The organism is Opitutaceae bacterium TAV5, assembly GCA_000242935.3.
GTDB lineage: Bacteria > Verrucomicrobiota > Verrucomicrobiia > Opitutales > Opitutaceae > Geminisphaera.
The window spans coordinates 5,939,642-5,956,654 of record CP007053.1 but is presented as its reverse complement, the minus strand read 5'-3'; the positions used below and the strand labels follow the sequence as shown (position 1 = coordinate 5,956,654).

General features: G+C 65.9%; 18 protein-coding genes. 10 read left to right on the top strand and 8 right to left on the bottom strand.

Annotated elements, in window-relative coordinates:
- Positions 1–9 precede the first annotated feature (9 nt).
- From OPIT5_25230 to OPIT5_25210, 5 genes are all read right to left on the bottom strand, one after another.
- Positions 10–870: an ABC transporter gene (locus OPIT5_25230; protein ID AHF93018.1), complete on the bottom strand. Its 861-nt coding sequence runs from the start codon at positions 868–870 to the stop codon at positions 10–12.
- A 280-nt stretch (positions 871–1,150) separates the two neighbouring features.
- The gene (locus tag OPIT5_25225; protein AHF93017.1) at positions 1,151–1,546 is read right to left on the bottom strand and encodes a chromosome condensation protein CcrB; all 396 of its coding nucleotides are present in this window, start codon (positions 1,544–1,546) and stop codon (positions 1,151–1,153) included.
- Positions 1,547–1,564: 18 nt separating this feature from the next.
- Entirely contained in the window at positions 1,565–1,960 is a 396-nt protein-coding gene (locus OPIT5_25220; protein ID AHF93016.1) for a hypothetical protein, read from the bottom strand.
- The gene (locus OPIT5_25215; protein AHF93015.1) at positions 1,957–2,979 is read right to left on the bottom strand and encodes a glycerol-3-phosphate dehydrogenase; all 1,023 of its coding nucleotides are present in this window, start codon (positions 2,977–2,979) and stop codon (positions 1,957–1,959) included. Before OPIT5_25215 ends, OPIT5_25220 begins: the two co-directional genes overlap by 4 nt.
- A gap of 197 nt (positions 2,980–3,176) precedes the next feature.
- Positions 3,177–3,728, bottom strand: coding sequence for a hypoxanthine phosphoribosyltransferase (locus OPIT5_25210; GenBank protein AHF93014.1), 552 nt, complete (start codon positions 3,726–3,728; stop codon positions 3,177–3,179).
- 196 nt (positions 3,729–3,924) lie between these two features.
- Here OPIT5_25210 and OPIT5_25205 point away from each other — a divergent pair, with 196 nt between their 5' ends.
- The 3 genes from OPIT5_25205 (at position 3,925) to OPIT5_25195 (ending at position 5,967) form a co-directional block, all read left to right on the top strand.
- Positions 3,925–4,671: a pyridoxamine 5'-phosphate oxidase gene (locus OPIT5_25205; protein ID AHF93013.1), complete on the top strand. Its 747-nt coding sequence runs from the start codon at positions 3,925–3,927 to the stop codon at positions 4,669–4,671.
- A gap of 135 nt (positions 4,672–4,806) precedes the next feature.
- Positions 4,807–5,217, top strand: a complete 411-nt coding sequence (locus OPIT5_25200) for an ACP synthase (protein ID AHF93012.1) — start codon at positions 4,807–4,809, stop codon at positions 5,215–5,217.
- 135 nt (positions 5,218–5,352) lie between these two features.
- Positions 5,353–5,967, top strand: coding sequence for a uracil phosphoribosyltransferase (locus tag OPIT5_25195; GenBank protein ID AHF93011.1), 615 nt, complete (start codon positions 5,353–5,355; stop codon positions 5,965–5,967).
- A gap of 12 nt (positions 5,968–5,979) precedes the next feature.
- Here OPIT5_25195 and OPIT5_25190 read toward each other — a convergent pair whose 3' ends face one another.
- The 3 genes from OPIT5_25190 to OPIT5_25180 form a co-directional block, all read right to left on the bottom strand.
- Positions 5,980–7,104, bottom strand: coding sequence for an agmatine deiminase (locus tag OPIT5_25190; protein AHF93010.1), 1,125 nt, complete (start codon positions 7,102–7,104; stop codon positions 5,980–5,982).
- 63 nt (positions 7,105–7,167) lie between these two features.
- Positions 7,168–8,061, bottom strand: a complete 894-nt coding sequence (locus OPIT5_25185; GenBank protein AHF93009.1) for an apolipoprotein acyltransferase — start codon at positions 8,059–8,061, stop codon at positions 7,168–7,170.
- A 132-nt stretch (positions 8,062–8,193) separates the two neighbouring features.
- The gene (locus OPIT5_25180; protein ID AHF93008.1) at positions 8,194–9,054 is read right to left on the bottom strand and encodes an ATP phosphoribosyltransferase; all 861 of its coding nucleotides are present in this window, start codon (positions 9,052–9,054) and stop codon (positions 8,194–8,196) included.
- A 133-nt stretch (positions 9,055–9,187) separates the two neighbouring features.
- Between OPIT5_25180 and OPIT5_25175 the strand changes: the two genes are divergently transcribed.
- From OPIT5_25175 to OPIT5_25145, 7 genes are all read left to right on the top strand, one after another.
- Positions 9,188–9,328 carry a hypothetical protein gene (locus OPIT5_25175; GenBank protein ID AHF94746.1) on the top strand — a complete coding sequence of 47 codons (141 nt, stop codon included), beginning with the start codon at positions 9,188–9,190 and terminating at the stop codon, positions 9,326–9,328.
- Positions 9,325–10,101, top strand: coding sequence for a hypothetical protein (locus OPIT5_25170; protein ID AHF93007.1), 777 nt, complete (start codon positions 9,325–9,327; stop codon positions 10,099–10,101). The genes OPIT5_25175 and OPIT5_25170 overlap by 4 nt, the downstream gene beginning before the upstream one ends.
- A gap of 116 nt (positions 10,102–10,217) precedes the next feature.
- On the top strand, positions 10,218–10,967 hold the full coding sequence (locus tag OPIT5_25165) for a UDP pyrophosphate synthase (protein AHF93006.1): 750 nt from the start codon (positions 10,218–10,220) through the stop codon (positions 10,965–10,967).
- A gap of 18 nt (positions 10,968–10,985) precedes the next feature.
- Positions 10,986–11,837, top strand: coding sequence for a phosphatidate cytidylyltransferase (locus OPIT5_25160; GenBank protein AHF93005.1), 852 nt, complete (start codon positions 10,986–10,988; stop codon positions 11,835–11,837).
- Positions 11,838–11,901: 64 nt separating this feature from the next.
- Entirely contained in the window at positions 11,902–13,119 is a 1,218-nt protein-coding gene (locus tag OPIT5_25155; GenBank protein AHF93004.1) for a 1-deoxy-D-xylulose 5-phosphate reductoisomerase, read from the top strand.
- A 174-nt stretch (positions 13,120–13,293) separates the two neighbouring features.
- Entirely contained in the window at positions 13,294–14,778 is a 1,485-nt protein-coding gene (locus OPIT5_25150) for a peptidase (protein ID AHF93003.1), read from the top strand.
- 10 nt (positions 14,779–14,788) lie between these two features.
- The gene (locus OPIT5_25145) at positions 14,789–17,005 is read left to right on the top strand and encodes a 1-hydroxy-2-methyl-2-(E)-butenyl 4-diphosphate synthase (protein ID AHF93002.1); all 2,217 of its coding nucleotides are present in this window, start codon (positions 14,789–14,791) and stop codon (positions 17,003–17,005) included.
- Positions 17,006–17,013 lie beyond the last annotated feature (8 nt).

Here is a 17,013-nt window from a genome sequence, read left to right as displayed (position 1 = left end):
CCTGCACTGCTACCTTCCGAAGACCGCGCCCCGTTCGCGCAGCGCGTGCAGCCGGAGTTCGAGCCGGTCGCCGTGGCGGCGGAGGCGCATGGGGGCGCCGAAGGCTTTTCCCAGCACGGCACTTGTCAGCGTTTTTTCCCGCAAGCCGGCGGCCACCGCCCTGCCCTCGCGGAGCACGAGCGCGTGCGTGAACGCCGGCGTGATCTCCTCCACGTGATGCGTCACGAGCACGAGCGCAGGGCCGCCGCGGCGGCGGGCGAGCGTTTCGACAAACTGCAAAAACTGCTCGCGCGCCACCGGATCGAGGCCCGAGCACGGTTCGTCGAGAATGAGCAGGCGCGGGTTGGCCATCAGGGCGCGGGCGATGAGCACGCGCTGGCGCTCGCCTTGCGAAAGGTACGTCCACGGACGGTCGGCCAGCGCCGCGCCGCCGGCAAATTTCAGCCAGCGCAGGCCGTCGCGGCGGTCGGCGGCGGTGGTTTTTACCCAGAGATCGAGCTGCGCATAGCGCCCGCTGATGACGGTTTCGAGCGCGGGCTCGGCGGCCGGGACGGCGGCCTGGAGCGCGCTGGTGACGATGCCCACCTGGAGCCGCAGATCGCGCCAGTCGCTCTCGCCGTAGCGGTGGCCGAGCAGCGTGAGTTCGCCGGTGGTCGGCGAGAGGTAGCCGGTGAGCGATTTGAGGAGCGAGGTCTTGCCGCAACCGTTGGGCCCCATGATGACCCAGTGCTCGCCGCGCTGCACGCTCCAGTCGATGCCGCCGAGAATGATTTTCCGGTCGCGGACGACGCCGAGACTGGCGACGGAAAGGAGCGGCGCGGCGGATTTGCGGGTGCGTGGACGTCGGACGGTGCGGATGCGTGTGCCCATGGGAAAAAGGGAGAACGTTAACGATCCCGGCCGGCGGTGCAAAGCAAAGGAGCGGCGGCAGGAACGCGGCGGGGTAACCGGAAGTGATTTCGGCGGGGAGGGCTGGCATGTGGCACGGCCATCCTGGCCGTGGACGGAGCGAAGCGCCGCCCCGCCCCTGTCGTCGGCCCCGGAACACGGGCTGGGAAGCCCGTGTTACTTCATGGGCAGGATGCCCATGCCACGTTGCGTTACGGGCGGGACGCCCGCGCCACTTTTTCTGCCAGATCTGCCGCTCCGGTTACCTGACGGCGCGGATCGCCAGCCAGAGGATGCCGAGTCCGCAAACGAGGCTGAGCGCGACATAGAGCACGGCCACGCCGGCCTCGCCGCGGCGCAGGAGGAGCACCGTTTCCAGCCCGAACGACGAGAAGGTCGTGAATCCGCCGATCACGCCGGTGAAGAGCAGCAGGCGCAGGTGGGGCGTGAGGATGGGCCAGCGCTCCGCCGCCGCCCAGAGCGCACCGATCACGAGGCAGCCGATGAGGTTGACCAGAAAGGTGCCGAGCGGGAAGCGCCAGCCGGGCGTGCGGCCGGATGCATACGCCGAAAGAAGAAACCGCGCCACGCTGCCGAGACCGCCGCCAAAAGCCACGAGTGCGATCTGTTGCCAGGTGATGGACAGGGAGGATGGCATGAGAGGGGGGCGCCGGGATCACCCGGCGCGCAGTTGCAAGGTTTTTATGTGGTCGCAGCCGGGAATCGCCCGGATTTTTTTCAGGACGCTGTCGCGGTGCAGGAAGAGTTCGTTGCGCACGATGGCATGCGAGGTGAGGACGAGGAGGCGCCCGCGCGGATCGATCTCCACGGGATGCGAGTAGGCGGCGTTGGCCCCGCCGACGAGTTCGGCCCAGCGTTCGCGCAGCGTGTGCTCGGGCGAATCGCGACCGATGTGATATTTGACGAGCAGCGGTTCGAGCAGCTCGGCGAGGTTTTTTGTCGGGCGCCTGACCTGCCGCAGCGGCTCCCCGAACGGCAGCCGGCGCAGGTCGGCGACGAGCGCTTCGGCCGCCTTGCTGAACGGACGTGGTTCGGGCGGCGTGCGGTTCATTCGTGCTTCAGTTCGCGCGTCATCAGCGCGGTCAGCGCCTCGACCGGCGGGAGGTCCTGGTAGAGGATGCGGTAGACTTCGGTGAGAATCGGGGCATCGATGCCGCGCTCCTGGCAGAGTTCGTAAAAACTCTCCGTCGTCCGGTAGCCCTCGACCACGGATTTGCTGGCGGCAATGAGGTCGGCGGCCCGCTTTCCTTCGCCGAGGTGCTGGCCGAAGGTGCGGTTGCGGCTCCAGGCGCCGGTACAGGTGGCGACGAGGTCGCCGAAGCCGCCGAGCCCGTAAAACGTTTCCTGCCGCGCGCCGAGCGCGACGCCCACGCGCACCATTTCGGTGAGGGCGCGGGTGAGCAGGGCAGCCTTGGCGTTGTCGCCGAGCTTCAGTCCGTCGCAGCAGCCGGCGGCGATGGCGTAGATGTTTTTCAGGCAACCGCCGAATTCCGCTCCGGCCACGTCGCTGCCGAGGTACACGCGCAAGGTCGGCCCGCTGATCGCGGCCTGCACGGTGGCGAGGTAACCGGAGGCGGCCGCCGCCGAAGCATCGGGAACGGGCGCGGCGGCGAGGACCATCGCGGCGGGTTTGCCGCGGGCGACTCCGGCGGCGTTGGTGGGGCCGGTGAGACTGGCGGCGAGGTAGCCGGGCAACGCGGCCTGGATGACCTCGCTCGGGCGGAGGTGGGTGGAAAGTTCGAGCCCCTTGGCGAGGCTGATGACGAGGCGCAGTTGCGTGGCGAGGCCGGAGGCGGCGCGGATGTTTCCGCAGGTCTGGCGCAGGGATTGCGAGGGGCACGCGAGGATGACGACTTCGGCCTCCATGAGCACGGGCGCGAGTTCATGGCCGATCTGCAGGCTGGGCGGCAGCGGGATGCCGGGCAGGTAATCGGCGTTTTCGTGCGAGGAGGCGAGCGCGAGCGCCTGCTCGAAACGCCGGGGCACGAGTGTCACCGTGTGGTCGAGTCGCGAGAGATGGATGGCAAACGCGGTGCCCCAGGCACCCGCCCCGATGACGGCAAAATTCATGAGGGTGGTTCTGAAAATTCAGTTTTTGAACAGAAGGAAACAAAGAGAACGAAGATGAAACAAAGAAGACTTTTTATGAAAAAATAAAAATCATTTATCATGAACAGGTTGGACAGAAGAGACAGAGATGCGCCCTTGGTTGCTCTTGGTTCTCTTTGTTGCCTTCTGTTCAATTTTCAGAAGTTCCCATGAGGCGTTCACGCCCACTCGGGCGGGTTTTGCAGGTGGGGCTTGAGGACGCCGATGCAGGGGAGGTTGCGGTAGCGTTCGGCGAAATCGAGGCCGTAGCCGACCACAAACTTGTCGGGGATCTGGAAGCCGACGAAATCGGCCTCGAACTCGACCTCGCGGCGGCCGCGCTTGTCGAGCAGCACGCAGGTGCGCACGCTGGCGGGCTCGAGCTTGCGTATCATGTTGGCCACGACGGAGAGCGTCTTGCCGGTGTCGAGGATGTCGTCGATCAGCAGCACGTGGCGGTTGGCGATGTCGAGGCTGAGGTTGCCGAGGATGCGGGGCTTGCCGAGCGAACGCGTCTCGTTGCGGTAGCTGGAAATGCGCACGCAGTCGAGACGCACGGGGTTGGGGATGTGGCGGAGCAGGTCGGCGGTGAAGAAGATGGCGCCGTTGATCAGGGCCACGACGGTGATCTCTTCGTCGCCGTAGAGGGCGCAGATCTCCGCGCCGAGCTTGCGCAGGCGTTTTTTGATTTCGCTCTCTGGGACGAGCACCGACTCGAGGTCGGCATGCACGGCGGAAGCATCGGTTGATAACGCGGATTTGCGGGTAGCGGCGGCGACAGTCATGTGGCGTGTAAAACCGGCAGGCTGGAAACGGCGCGCCCCGGGCGCAAGTGCCGATCCGCGGACAAATCGCAACTATCACGGGGCGGCCTGTTTTCCGGCTTGGTTTCCCGGGCCGCCCGGGGAAAACTTTGCCGCATTCTTCATGACAATCCTTCTCGGAGTTAACATCGATCACGCCGCCACGCTGCGGCAAGCGCGCTACCGGGGTTACGAGCGGACGGCCGGCGGGCCGGTGGAGCCCGATCCGGTCGCCCTCGCCTCGCTGGCCGAGCAGGCGGGCGCCGACGGCATCACCATCCATGTGCGCGAGGACCGCCGCCACATCCAGGAACGCGACGCATGGCGCCTGCGCGAGGTCGCGCAGACCCGCATCAACCTGGAAATGGCCTGCACCCCGGCGATGATCGACTTCGCGCTCGAGCTGAAGCCGGATTCGGTCTGCGTGGTGCCGGAAAACCGCGAGGAAATCTCGACCGAGGGCGGGCTTGACGTCGCCGGCAACCGCGACCGGGTGCGCGCCTGCGTGGAGGCGATGAACGCCGCCGGCATCACGACCAGCCTGTTCATCGATCCGGAGGCAGCGCAGATCGAGGCCGCCGCCGCTGTCGGCGCGCCGTGGGTGGAGTTGCACACCGGTTCCTGGGCCAACGCGTATCACTCGCCGCGCCGCGCCGGCGAACTGGCCCGGCTCATCGACGGCGCCGGCCGCGCCCGCTCCGCCGGCCTCGTGGTCAATGCCGGGCACGGCATCAACTACGTCAATGTCGCCGAAATCCGCACCGTGCCGCACCTGCACGAGCTCAATATCGGCCACAGCATCCTTTCCCGCGCGCTTTTCGGCGGCATCGCCGAGGCCGTCCGCGAGATGAAGGCGCGGATGAACGGCTGATTTTCAGGCCCACGAAACACACGAAATGACACGAAAGAAAAACCTCCATCCGGATTTCCGGAAACAGGGCGTCTGTATGTATTCACTCTGCTTTTTCGTGTCATTTCGTGTGTTTCGTGGGCACCTTCTCCGGTCATGAACATCGAAATCCCCACCGGCGGCATCCTGATCGGGCTCGGTTGCGACATCATCGAGGTCGAGCGCATTCGCGGCGTTCTGGTGCGGCAGGGCGACCGGTTTCTCGACCGCGTCTTTACCGACGAGGAGCGCACCTACTGCTTCGGGATGAAATATCCGCACAAGCACCTCGCGGCCCGTTTTGCCGCGAAGGAAGCGGTGTCGAAGTGCTTCCGCACCGGGATCGGCGCGGAGCTCGGGTGGAAATCGGTCTCGGTCTGGCACGGTCCGCGTCACGATCCCCATGTGCGGCTCGATGAAAAAGGCGAGGCCCTGCTCCGCCATATCGGCGGCACGCAGGTGCTCGTGTCGCTCTCGCACACGGATACCGCGGCGATGGCCGTGGCCGCGATCGTGAAGGCCGTGTAGCGCGGGGAGCGCGCATTTCGCGGCAAAGAATGGGCGCGGCTTGCTTCGCGGTTGCGAACCGGGGATCGACCCGGTTCCTGCATCCGGTCAACATACCGGCAAATTTCCGGAACCGAACCGTCCGCACCGCCTGCCATGCTTCACGTCATCGACCACCCGCTCGCCCATCACGCCATCACGCATCTGCGCGACAGGACGACCAAGCCCGCGACCTTCCGCGTGCTCAGCCATCATATCTCGACCTTGCTCACCCTGGAAGCGACGCGCGACCTCGGCACCCGGACGATCAGCGTCGAGACGCCGCTGGAAACCACCACCGGGCAGGTGCTCGGGCAGCCGCTGGTCGTGGTGCCGATCCTGCGCGCCGGGCTGAGCATGGTGGAGCCGGTCGCCAACCTGTTCCCCGACGTGAGCGTGGGTTACATCGGCATCGAGCGCGACCCGGTCACGCACTTCGCCCGCAGTTATTATTGCAAGCTGCCGCCGCTCGCCGGAGCGCGGGTGTTGCTGGTCGATCCGATGCTGGCCAGCGGCGGCTCGGCCGTGATGGCCCTGGATGTCATCAAGCAAAACGGCGCGACGGACATCCGCATGCTCAATGTCGTGGCCGCGCCCGAGGGCGTGGAGGCCGTGCACGCCGCGCATCCTGACGTGAAAATTTTTGCCGGGGCGCTCGACCGGTGCCTCAACGCCAGCAAGTACATCCTTCCCGGCCTCGGCGATTTCGGCGACCGGCTTTACGGGACGTGACCCGGGCGACGGCTACGCCGGCTGCTGCTGCGAGATGCAGTGCAGCGTGCCGAGGCCCCAGATGAGGTGATAGCAGTCGATCGGCACCACTTCGCGATCCGGGAAACAGGAGGCGATGATCTGGCATGCCTCGCGGTCGCGCTTGTTCTGGCGAAAGGTCGGGACGAGGACGGCGCCGTTGATGATGAGGAAATTCGCGTAACTCGCCGGCACCCGCTGCCGCTGGAAACCGAAGGGGCGCGGCATGGGCAGCTCCACGATATCGAACTTGCCGCCGGCCGGCGTGCGGAACGATTTCAGGCGTTCGAGGTTTTCCGCGAGGATGGCGTGATTCTTGTCATGCGTGGCGGGTTCGACGCAGGTGATGAAACCGTCGGGCTTGTAAAACCGCGTCATGTCGTCGATGTGCCCGTCGGTGTCGTCCCCGACGATGCCGTCGCCGACCCAGAGGATTTGCGTGACGCCGAGGTAATCGCGGAGGTTTTGTTCGATCTGCTCCTTCGTGAGGTGCGGGTTGCGGTTTTTGTTGAGCAGGCATTGCTCGCTGGTGAGGAGCAGGCCTTCGCCGTTGACGTCGATCGAGCCGCCTTCGAGCACCATGTCGTTTTTCTCGAAACGGCGCAGGCCGAGCGCCCGGCCGATGCTGGGCGGGATTTCGTTGTCGAGATCGTAGGGCGGGTACTTGTCGCCCCAGGCATTGTAGGCCCAGTCGGTGAGCGCTACCTCGCCGGTCTGCGTGTGTTTCACGAAGATCGGGCCGTGATCGCGGCACCAGGCGTCGTTGGTCGGATGATCGTAAAAGGTGACGCGCGCCATGTCGGCGCCGGCCTTGGCGCAGAGTTTCGCGGCGCGGGCCTGGAGGCGGGCGGCGCAGTTGATCCGCACTTCCTCGCGCTGGCTGATCGCGGTGACGATACGGCTGAACAGGTAGGGAACCGGCCGGAACTTGCCGGGCCAGGACTCGTATTTGTGCGGCCATGACAACCAGACGGCGGTCTGCGGCGCCCACTCGGCCGGCATGCGGAAGCCGAGCGCGGCGGGCGTGCCGGTCCCCGGGGCGGCGGGATGTCCGGCGGCGGAGTCGGCGGGCGCGGCTTTTTTCTGGGCGGTTTTGGTGGATTTCGCGGAAGTTGTCACCGGAGGGAAGAGGGAGAGTGTTTGATCGGACGGATCTTCGGTTTCCGAAAATTACAGGGCGGTTCAGGAATCGATGAAGCGTTGCGTGAGTTGTCCGTAAGCGTCGATGCGGCGGTCGCGGAAAAACGGCCAGTGGGTGCGGGTCACGTCCACCTTGCCGAGTTCGACCGGGACGAGAAGGATCTCCTCCTTGTCGACGCTCGCCTTGGCGAGGATCTGGCCGCTGGTGCCGGCGACGAAGCTCTGGCCCCAGAATTCGATGCCGTCGCCGCCCACGCCCTTGATGACTTCGCGGCCGATGCGGTTGATCGAGGCCACGTAGCAGCCGTTGGCGACGGCGTGCGAGCGCTGGATCGTTTCCCACGCGCCGTGCTGGTTGACGCCGTATTCGGCTTTCTCGGACGGATGCCAGCCGATGGCGGTCGGATAAAAAAGGATCTCGGCGCCCTGGAGCGCGGTGAGACGCGCGCCTTCGGGATACCACTGGTCCCAGCAGATGAGGACGCCGATCTTGCCGTACCGGGTTTGCCAGGCGCGAAAGCCGGTGTCGCCGGGCGTGAAATAGAACTTTTCGTAGAAGAGCGGATCGTCCGGGATGTGCATCTTGCGGTAGATGCCGAGGAGCGAGCCATCCGCGTCGATGATGGCGGCCGTGTTGTGGTAGAGGCCGCTGGCGCGTTTTTCGAAGAGCGAGGCAACGATGACGACCTTGTATTTTCTGGCGATTTTCCGGAACGCCTCCGTGGTCGGTCCGGGGATGGGCTCGGCAAGATCGAAGAACTTGTGATCCTCGCTCTGGCAGAAGTACTGCGAACGGAAAAGCTCCTGGGTGCAGATGATCTGCGCGCCCTGTTTCGCCGCCTTTTCGGTGAGAGCGAGGGTTTTTTTGAGATTGGCCTTCGGGTCGGCGGCGCAGGCGTGCTGGAGGAGTCCGAGAGTGACGTTCATGGTGGTCAGGATGAGAGCTATGCGAGTTATGGGAGAGAGGGGAGTTATGGGAAGCGGGAGTCGCGCATGAGATGAGGCGGGCAGGAATGCATCATAACTCTCATCGCCCCCATGTCTCCCATAGCTCCCATACTCGATCTTTCAGTACACGACCTTGTTGAGCGGGTACTCGACGATGCCTTCGCCGCCGAGGGCCTTGAGTTGCGGGATGATCTCGCGGGCGACGCTTTCGTCGATGATCGTCTCGAGCGCGATCCAGTCGGGATTGCTCAGCGGGGAGATCGTCGGGTTGCGCAGCGAGGGGAGCTGCCTGATCATGGCGTCGAGGGCGCTTTTCGGGAGGTTGAGTTTGAGCCCGACCTTGCTGCCGGCCTCGAGCGCGCCGCGCAGGAGAAGGGCGATGGTCTCGATCTTCTTGCGCTTGGCGGGATTGGCCCAGGACGCCTTGTTGGCGATGAATTTGGTGTTGGTGGTGAGGAGCGTGTCGATGATGCGCAGCTTGTTGGCGCGCAGCGAGGAGCCGGTCTCGGTGATGTCCACGATGGCATCGACGAGATCGGGCACTTTCACCTCGGTGGCGCCCCAGGAAAATTCGACCTGCACGGGGATGTTTTTCGCCGCGAAGTAACGTTTCACGGTGCCGACGAGTTCGGTGGCCACGCGTTTGCCGGCGAGGTCCTCGGGTTTTTGCAGGGAGGAGGCTTCGGGCACGCAGAGCACCCAGCGCGACTTGAGCGTGGAGGCGCGGCTGTAGACCAGATCGCACACCTCGACGACGTCGGATTCGTTTTCCTGCACCCAGTCCCAGCCGGTGAGGCCGCAGTCAAAAAAGCCGTGCTCGACGTAGCGGCTGACCTCCTGGGCGCGGATGAAACGGCCATCCAGCTCGGGGTCGTCGATGGACGGCTTGTAGGAGCGCGAACTGGTCGTGATCTTCCAGCCGGCTTTGGCAAAGAGCGTTTTTGTCGATTCCTCGAGACTGCCCTTGGGCAGGCCGAGCATCAGGAGTGGAACTTGGGCAGACACGCCCGCCAAGGGAGCAGCGGCGGCGGACGCGTTCAAGTCTCTTTATTGTGCGATTCTTGTCCGGTTTCATGCGTCATCCGGCTGACCGGCGCGGGGTTTCGGCGGGAAGATGCCGGGAGACGGGCCGCCGCCGGACGCCGTTTTTTTTCGTCCCGACGAGGGACGCGTGAAGGGCAAACAATTTACATATCGACAGCGCAGGCCGGGGTCCGCGATATATCCGCTCATCCTGCTCAACTCCTCCGAATGACTGTTAACTGGTATTTGCTCGTTGGCGGCCTTGTCGCTGCCTTTATCCCCGCGCGCCTCTTCATTTCTCCGGATTCCCGGCCTCTGGAATTGCTCCAGATCCGGGCCATGCGCATCGACAAAAGCCGGCGACGGCGGCGCTGGTGGAAGGCGCGCCAGATCTGGCTCGAACCGCTCCGCGGAGCGGCGGCGGCCTTCTGCCTGCGCGCAGCGCTGACTCCCGCTCCCGGGTCCGGACGCGGCATGCACCTGCTGGTCATCCTCATCGTGCTGGCGATCCTCGTCGTCTCCGTCACCCTGCAAACCCTCGGCGGAAAACCGGGGGCAAGCCGCTATGGCGACGATGACGACAACGACGGCAAAGAGCGCGAGAGCGATGCCGCCGCCGGAAGCAGGGGCAGCCGGTCCTCGCGGCGCCGCCGCAATCCCGACGTCACGCCGCAGAGCCTCGCGGCCGCCCGGGAAAACCGGCCGCTGACGGCTCCGCTGCTTTTCCTCGCCGGCATGGCGCTGGGGCTGCCCGTTACCTGGCCGATCGGCAACGGCGCGGTTTTTTTCGTGGGAAGCGCGGCGATCGTGATCGGGATTTTTGCGCTCAAGGCATTCCATTACTGGGGCATGGCCTGCCTGGCGGGCGGCGTCGTCGCCATGGTCATCGGCTATGTCGTCATGGGGAAAAGTCTCTACGTGCCGGGCCTCGCCTTGCTGATCATGGAACCGGCGCTGCTCGCGTGGTATTTCCACCGCGGACTCGTCATGCCGGTGCGGATCTGACGACGCGCGACGGGGTGCGCGGCATTCCCGCCACTGCTTCTGGTGTTGAATAACCGCGCCCCGCGCCCCTGACTCTCGCCTTTTCCCGAATGCCTGCCGTTTCTTCCTCCGACCGGATCGATTCCGCGACGCCGCCTCCCGCGATGCCGCCGCCGCCCGCCCATGTGGCCATCATCATGGATGGCAATGGTCGCTGGGCTCGCCAGCGCGGACTTCCCCGGATCGAGGGTCACCGCCGCGGGGTCGAGGCCGTCCGCGCCGCCATCGAAGGCGCCCGCGAGCAGGGCATCCGTTACCTCACGCTCTACGCCTTCTCCGCCGAAAACTGGAAACGTCCCCAGGATGAAGTCGGCGCGCTCATGGGCCTGCTCGAGCTTTTTCTCAAACGGGAAACCTCCACCCTGATCAAGAACCGCATCCGGCTCCGCACCATCGGCCAGACCGCCGCCCTGCCTCCCGTCGTCCGGAGCGAACTGGCGGCCGCCATCGCGGCCACCGCCGCGTTCACCGAACACACCCTGATCCTCGCGCTCAACTACGGCTCCCGCACCGAAATCCTCGACGCCGCCCGCTCGCTCGCCGCCGATGCCGCCGCCGGCCGCCTCGCGCCCGACGCCATCACCTGGGAAACCCTCGCCGCCCGCCTCTACACCGCCGGCCTCCCCGACCCCGACCTCGTCATCCGCACGTCCGGCGAGACGCGCATCAGCAATTTCCTGCTCCTCCAGGCCGCCTACGCCGAATTCGTTTTCATGCCCGTCCTCTGGCCCGACTTCCGGAAGGAAGACCTCGCGACCGCCATCGCCGAGTATTATCGCCGCGAACGCCGTTTTGGCGGCACCGGCATCGCCGATTCCAAATCCTGAAATACCAAACCCGCTCCCGTGGCCAAACGCACTTTCAGCACCCTTTCCCTCTGGTTGATCATTCTCGGCACGCTCTGGTTTTTCGGCACGCGCGGCGCCGCCGTCCTCGCGATTGTCGTGAGTGTCTTCACGCAACTCGAACTCTACCGGATGCTCCGCCGGATGGGGCACCGGCCGTTTGTCCGGCTCGGGCTCGTGTCTGGCGCACTCGTCGTCATCTCGCCAGTGCTTCCGGCTTTCGGCCTTCCGCCTTCGGCCTTCAGTCTTTCCGTTCTCGCTCCCGCCAACCTCCTCGCGCTCTCCGCCATCGCCTCCGCCCTGCTTCTCCTCGGGCGCCGCACGCCGGAAAACCGCGTCGAGTCGCTCGGCTGGACGCTCTTCGGCATCGTTTACGTGCCGTTCCTGTTGCAGTTTCTCGTGCAGATCCTCCTCATCGCGCAACCGCACGCCTCCACCGGCCTCGTCCTCGGCCTCTGGGTGATCGCCACTTCCAAGTTCTGCGATGTCGGCGCGCTCCTCACCGGCATGGCTTTCGGCAAACACAGGATGGCGCCCGTCATCAGCCCGAAAAAAACCTGGGAAGGCGCGGCCGGCGGCGTCGTCACCTCGGCCCTCGTCGGCGCGGGCATCGCGTATTTTTGCCGCCAGTGGCTGCCTGTCACGTTCACGCCGCTCCTCGCCGCGGCCATGGCGGCGCCGGTCGCCCTCCTCGGCATCGTCTCCGATCTCGTGGAATCGATCATCAAGCGCCGCGCCGACACCAAGGACTCCGGCGCGACCATCCCCGGAATCGGAGGCATGTTCGACCTTTCCGACAGCCTGCTGCTCACCTCGCCCGCCGCCTTCATCCTGTTTTCCCTCTTCCTCTGATGCCGTGCATCCGTATCCCCTTTTTCGCGGCCCCTGCGTCCGCGGCCATCGCGGTTAACCCACAATGAAACGCGTCGTCCTCCTCGGTGCCACCGGCTCGGTCGGTGAAAACACGCTCGCCGTCCTGCGCGCCCATCCCGACAAGCTCCGCCTCGTCGGGGCCGGCGCCTGCCGCAGCGCGGAAAAACTCGCCGCCATCGTCCGCGAGTTTCACGTTCCGCACGCGGCGTTGTCCGACACCGCCGCCGCCAGCCAGGCCCGCGCCGCCGGCCTCTTTCCCTCCGGCGCCACGTCGCTCCACGCCGGCCCCGATGCGCTCGCGCACCTCGCCACGTTGCCCGAGGCTGACATCGTTCTCGTGGCCGTCGTCGGCACCGCCGGCCTCGCCCCCGCCCTCGCCGCCCTCGCCGCCGGCAAGGATCTCGCTCTCGCCTCCAAGGAAATCCTCGTCCTCGCCGGCCCCTTCGTCCTCGCCGCCGCCCGCGCCAGCGGCGCCCGGCTGCTCCCGGTGGACAGCGAACACAACGCCGTTTTCCAGTGCCTGGCCGGCCACGATGCCGCCGACGTCCGCCGCATCGTGCTCACCGCTTCGGGCGGCGCCTTTCGCGACTGGCCCGCAGAGCGCCTCGCCCACGCCACCCCGGCCGACGCGCTCCGCCACCCCAACTGGTCGATGGGTCCCAAAATCACCGTCGATTCCGCCACCCTCGCCAACAAGGGGCTCGAGCTCATCGAGGCGCAAATCCTCTTCGGCCTCCGGCCCGACCAGTGCCAGACGATCCTGCACCCGCAAAGCATCGTCCACGCGCTCGTCGAGTTCACGGACGGTTCGCTCGTCGCGCAGCTTTGCCCGCCCTCGATGACGTTTCCCATCCAGCATGCGCTGCTCCATCCCGGGCGCGCGCCCGCCGCCGCCGCGCCCACGCTCGACCTGCTCACACAAAACCTCACGCTCGACTTCCGCCCCATCCCCCCCGGCCGTTTCCCCATGCTCGATCTCGCCCATGCCGCCATGCGCGCAGGTGGCGCGGCTCCGGCGATTTACAATGCTGCCAACGAGATCGCCGTCGCCGCCTTCCTCGATGGCCGCCTCCCCTTTCTTGCGATTCCGCGAGTCGTGGAGCAGACTATGGCCTCGATCGACATCAAAATGACCCATCCCGCCGAACTTTCCGCCGTCCTTGCGGTCGATGCCGAAGCACGCCGCGTCGCGGCGGAAATGCTGAAAACCGAAACGCTGAAAAACCAAAGTCGGGGTCTTCCCGGAGAGACAGATTTTTAACCACTAATGCACACTGATGCACACTAATCCAGGGCGATGCAGCCTGCCATGATTCCTCTCAACTTGTTATAAATCTGCATGGTCTGTTTTTATCCGTGTCCATCAGTGTCCATTAGTGGTTAAAAAAATCCCGTTTTCCGCATTTCATCTCTCCGCATTTCCGCTTTTTCCGATATGTCTATCGCCACTCTCCTCTCTCTCCTCTGGGCCGTTGTCCTCATGGCGCTGTTTTTCGGCGGCTCCATCTTCGTTCACGAGCTCGGCCACTTCCTCGCCGCCCGCCGCCGCGGCGTGAAAGTCGAGCGGTTCTCCATCGGCTTCGGCCCGAAAATCGTCTCGTGGCGGGGCAAGGATGGCGTGGAATACCGCCTTTCCTGGATTCCGCTCGGCGGGTACGTGGCCCTCCCGCAACTCGCCGACATGCGCGGCATCGAGGGTGAACCGACCACGGAAGCCGAGGCCGAAATCCGCAAGCTGCCGCCGCCCTCGTACAGCACGCGCATGCTCGTCTTTGTCGCCGGCGCCGTCTGCAATATCATCTTCGCCTTCGCCCTCGCCGCCATCCTCTGGATCGCCGGCATGCCCCAGGAAGCTCCCACGCAGATCGGCTACGTCGCCCCGACGCTCACCACCACCGACGGCGCCACCGTTCCCGGCCCCGGAGCCGCCGCCGGCCTCCGTCCCGGTGACATCATCACCCGCGTGGACGGCAAGGCCGTGCAAAATTTCTCCGACGTCGAGACCCTCGTCATCCTCGGCTCCGGGCGCACCGCTGCCGGCGCCCCCGAAGTCGAGCTCACCGTCCTGCGGGACAAGACCGAACAGACGCTCCGCCTCGTCCCCGCCTACGTCAGCACCGAACGCATGCGCTCCCTCGGCATCGCTCCCTCCAGCAGCCCCGCCGTGGACGGATTTTCCGCCGACAGCGCCGCCCGCGACGCCGGCCTGCGCACCGGCGACATCATCACCCACATCGACGACCGCTCCGCCTTCTATGTCGGCTCCATCGCCGATTACCTGCGCGACCGCGCTCCCGAGGCCGCCGCCCGCCCCGTCCATGTCACCGGCCTTCGCGCCGACGGCGTCACGCCCTTCGCCCTCGACATCACGCCGCGCCTCGTCGTCGACGAAGCCACCGGCCAGACCATCCCGCGCCTCGGCGTCATGCTCAAGCCGCACATCCTCAACGCCGCCCTCGTCCACCTCCCGCCACACGAGCAGATCGGCCGCCACATCAGGACCACGTGGCGCACCATCGAAAGCCTCGTCAGCCCGCGCTCCGACATCGGCGTTTCCAAACTCAGCGGCCCGGTCGGCATCGCCCACGTCTTCATCCGGCTCGCCCAGATCGATCTGCGCAGCGTTCTCTGGTTCACGGTTCTCCTCAACATCAACCTGGCCATCTTCAACCTCCTGCCCATCCCCGTCCTCGACGGCGGCCACATGCTCTTCGCCACCATCGGCAAACTCCGCGGACGCCCCCTTCCGGTGCGACTCATCATGAATACCCAGCTCACCTTCATGGCGCTGCTGCTCACGATGGTCCTTTACGTCACCTTCTTCGACGTCCGTCGCGTGGCCCGCGACATCCTGCCGGCGGAACCCGCGCAGCAGGAGCAGGCTCCCGCTCCCGCCGCGCCTGCGGAGCCCGCGCCCTGATTCCGTAAACATGCGCTACTGCCCATCCCGCTACCACACCCTCCGTCGCGAGACGGTCGAGGTCCAGGTCGGCTCCGTCGGCATCGGCGGACCCGGCGGGATCGTCGGAAAAAATCCGGTGCGTATCCAGTCGATGACGACGACCGACACGCAGGACGTCGCCGCCACCGTCCGGCAATCGATCGCCCTCGCCGAGGTCGGCTGCGAGATCGTCCGCGTCACCGCGCCCAACGTCACCGCCGCCCGCGCGCTTCGGGATATCCGCCAGCAGCTCACCGCCGCCGGCTTCGGCCACATCCCGCTTGTCGCCGACATTCACTTCCTGCCCTCCGCGGCGATGGAGGCCGTGGAGCACGTCGAAAAAGTCCGCGTCAACCCCGGCAACTACGCCGACAAGAAAAAATTCGCCGTCACCGAGTATTCGGATGCCGACTACGAGCGGGAGCTCCAACGCATTTACGATGCCTTCACCCCGCTCGTGCTCCGGGCAAAAGCCCTCGGGCGCGCCCTGCGCATCGGCACCAACCACGGCTCGCTGTCCGACCGCATCATGAACCGCTACGGCGACACGCCGCTCGGCATGGTTGAAAGCGCCCTCGAATTCCTGCGCATCTGCGAAAGCCACAACTTCCGCGACATCGTGCTCTCGATGAAGGCCTCCAACCCCAAGGTCATGATCCAGGCCTACCGCCTCCTCGTCGCCCGGATGGACCAGGAGGACATGCACTACCCGCTCCACCTCGGCGTGACCGAGGCCGGCGATGGCGAGGACGGCCGCATCAAGAGCGCCATCGGCATCGGCAGCCTCCTTTACGACGGCCTCGGTGACACCATCCGCGTGTCGCTCACCGAGGACAGCGTTTACGAAATACCCGTCGCGCAAAAACTCGCCGCCAAGGCCCACGCGCTCTGGCAGCAAGGTGGCGCGGGCGTCCCGCCCGCTTCCGAAACCGACAGCATCGATCCCTACCGCTACACCCGCCGCGAAATTCTCCCGGTCGAACTCTCCCCCGGCCTCCCGGTCGGTCCCGACCACCCGCCGCGCGTATTCAGTGGCGCGGGCGTCCCGCCCGCAACGTGGCATGGGCTTCCAGCCCATGAGGTGGCACGGGCTTCCAGCCCGTGTGCCGCGGGTGTCCCGCCCGCTCCCCAACCGCCCGCCCTTCCGCCCCGTGATTCCGACACTCCCGTCGAAGGCCGCGTCCATCCGATTTCCGACGCCGACGCCCTCCGCGCTTTTGTCGCTCAGGCACCCCGTCCGCAACGAGACGCAGGCAACCCGCCCGCCTCTTCCTTCCGTCCCGCCGATGTTCTCGCGCTCTCTCCCGCGCTCTCCGTTGCCACCCTCGAATCCGCGATTCCGGAAGGTACGCTCGCGTCTTCACTCATCCTCCTCCGGCCTTTTACCGGCTCTGCTGCTGACATCGGCGAACTCACGGCCTTCGCCACGTTCGCCCGCGCCCGCAACCACGCGCTCGCCATCGCCACGACCGCCGAAGCGCTCCCCGCGCTCGCTCCGGTTCTCCGCACCCTCCCGGCCGGCCAACGCCTGATCTTCACTCTGGATACGCGGGCACCGGCCTCCCCCCCTGCCCTCCCGCTTCCGCAAGCCTCTCCCACCGCCCGCTATCGCGCTCTCGCCGAAGCCCTCCGCGCGCTCGCGCCTGCACCCGCGGCCCGCGCGCCGATCTGGATTCGCAACACCGCCGAAACCGCCATCCGCGCCACCACCGGAGATTCCCCGGATTTCCTTTCCCGCCTCCTCGACGCCGCCATTCTCACCGGCTCGCTTCTTTGCGACGGCGTCGGCGACCTCGTCAGTGTCGAGACCGACCCCGACCCGGTGCGGGCGAACAAACTCGCCTACAACATCCTGCAAGGCGCGGGCGCACGTGTCACGAAAACCGAATACGTCGCCTGCCCCTCCTGCGGCCGCACCCTTTTCGACCTGCAAACCACCACGCAGCGCATCCGCCAGAAAACCGGGCACCTCAAGGGCGTGAAACTCGCCATCATGGGTTGCATCGTCAACGGCCCTGGCGAGATGGCCGACGCCGATTTCGGCTACGTCGGTGGCGCTCCGGGGAAAATCAATCTCTACGTCGGCAAAAACTGCGTCCAGTACAACATCCCCCAGGCCGAAGCCGACGCCCGCCTCATCGAACTCATCAAGCAACACGGCAAGTGGATGGAGCCAGCGGAACAGATGGAGAGAGCAGGAGGCTGAATGAAAGT

What these genes read in the sequence shown, in the direction of transcription:
- OPIT5_25230 (AHF93018.1), bottom strand. Translation starts at nt 870, where the DNA reads ATGGGCACACGCATCCGCACCGTCCGACGTCCACGCACCCGCAAATCC.
- OPIT5_25225 (AHF93017.1), bottom strand. Translation starts at nt 1,546, where the DNA reads ATGCCATCCTCCCTGTCCATCACCTGGCAACAGATCGCACTCGTGGCT.
- OPIT5_25220 (AHF93016.1), bottom strand. Translation starts at nt 1,960, where the DNA reads ATGAACCGCACGCCGCCCGAACCACGTCCGTTCAGCAAGGCGGCCGAA.
- OPIT5_25215 (AHF93015.1), bottom strand. Translation starts at nt 2,979, where the DNA reads ATGAATTTTGCCGTCATCGGGGCGGGTGCCTGGGGCACCGCGTTTGCC.
- OPIT5_25205 (AHF93013.1), top strand. Translation starts at nt 3,925, where the DNA reads ATGACAATCCTTCTCGGAGTTAACATCGATCACGCCGCCACGCTGCGG.
- OPIT5_25200 (AHF93012.1), top strand. Translation starts at nt 4,807, where the DNA reads ATGAACATCGAAATCCCCACCGGCGGCATCCTGATCGGGCTCGGTTGC.
- OPIT5_25195 (AHF93011.1), top strand. Translation starts at nt 5,353, where the DNA reads ATGCTTCACGTCATCGACCACCCGCTCGCCCATCACGCCATCACGCAT.
- OPIT5_25180 (AHF93008.1), bottom strand. Translation starts at nt 9,054, where the DNA reads ATGCTCGGCCTGCCCAAGGGCAGTCTCGAGGAATCGACAAAAACGCTC.
- OPIT5_25175 (AHF94746.1), top strand. Translation starts at nt 9,188, where the DNA reads ATGCCGGGAGACGGGCCGCCGCCGGACGCCGTTTTTTTTCGTCCCGAC.
- OPIT5_25170 (AHF93007.1), top strand. Translation starts at nt 9,325, where the DNA reads ATGACTGTTAACTGGTATTTGCTCGTTGGCGGCCTTGTCGCTGCCTTT.
- OPIT5_25155 (AHF93004.1), top strand. Translation starts at nt 11,902, where the DNA reads ATGAAACGCGTCGTCCTCCTCGGTGCCACCGGCTCGGTCGGTGAAAAC.
- OPIT5_25150 (AHF93003.1), top strand. Translation starts at nt 13,294, where the DNA reads ATGTCTATCGCCACTCTCCTCTCTCTCCTCTGGGCCGTTGTCCTCATG.
- OPIT5_25145 (AHF93002.1), top strand. Translation starts at nt 14,789, where the DNA reads ATGCGCTACTGCCCATCCCGCTACCACACCCTCCGTCGCGAGACGGTC.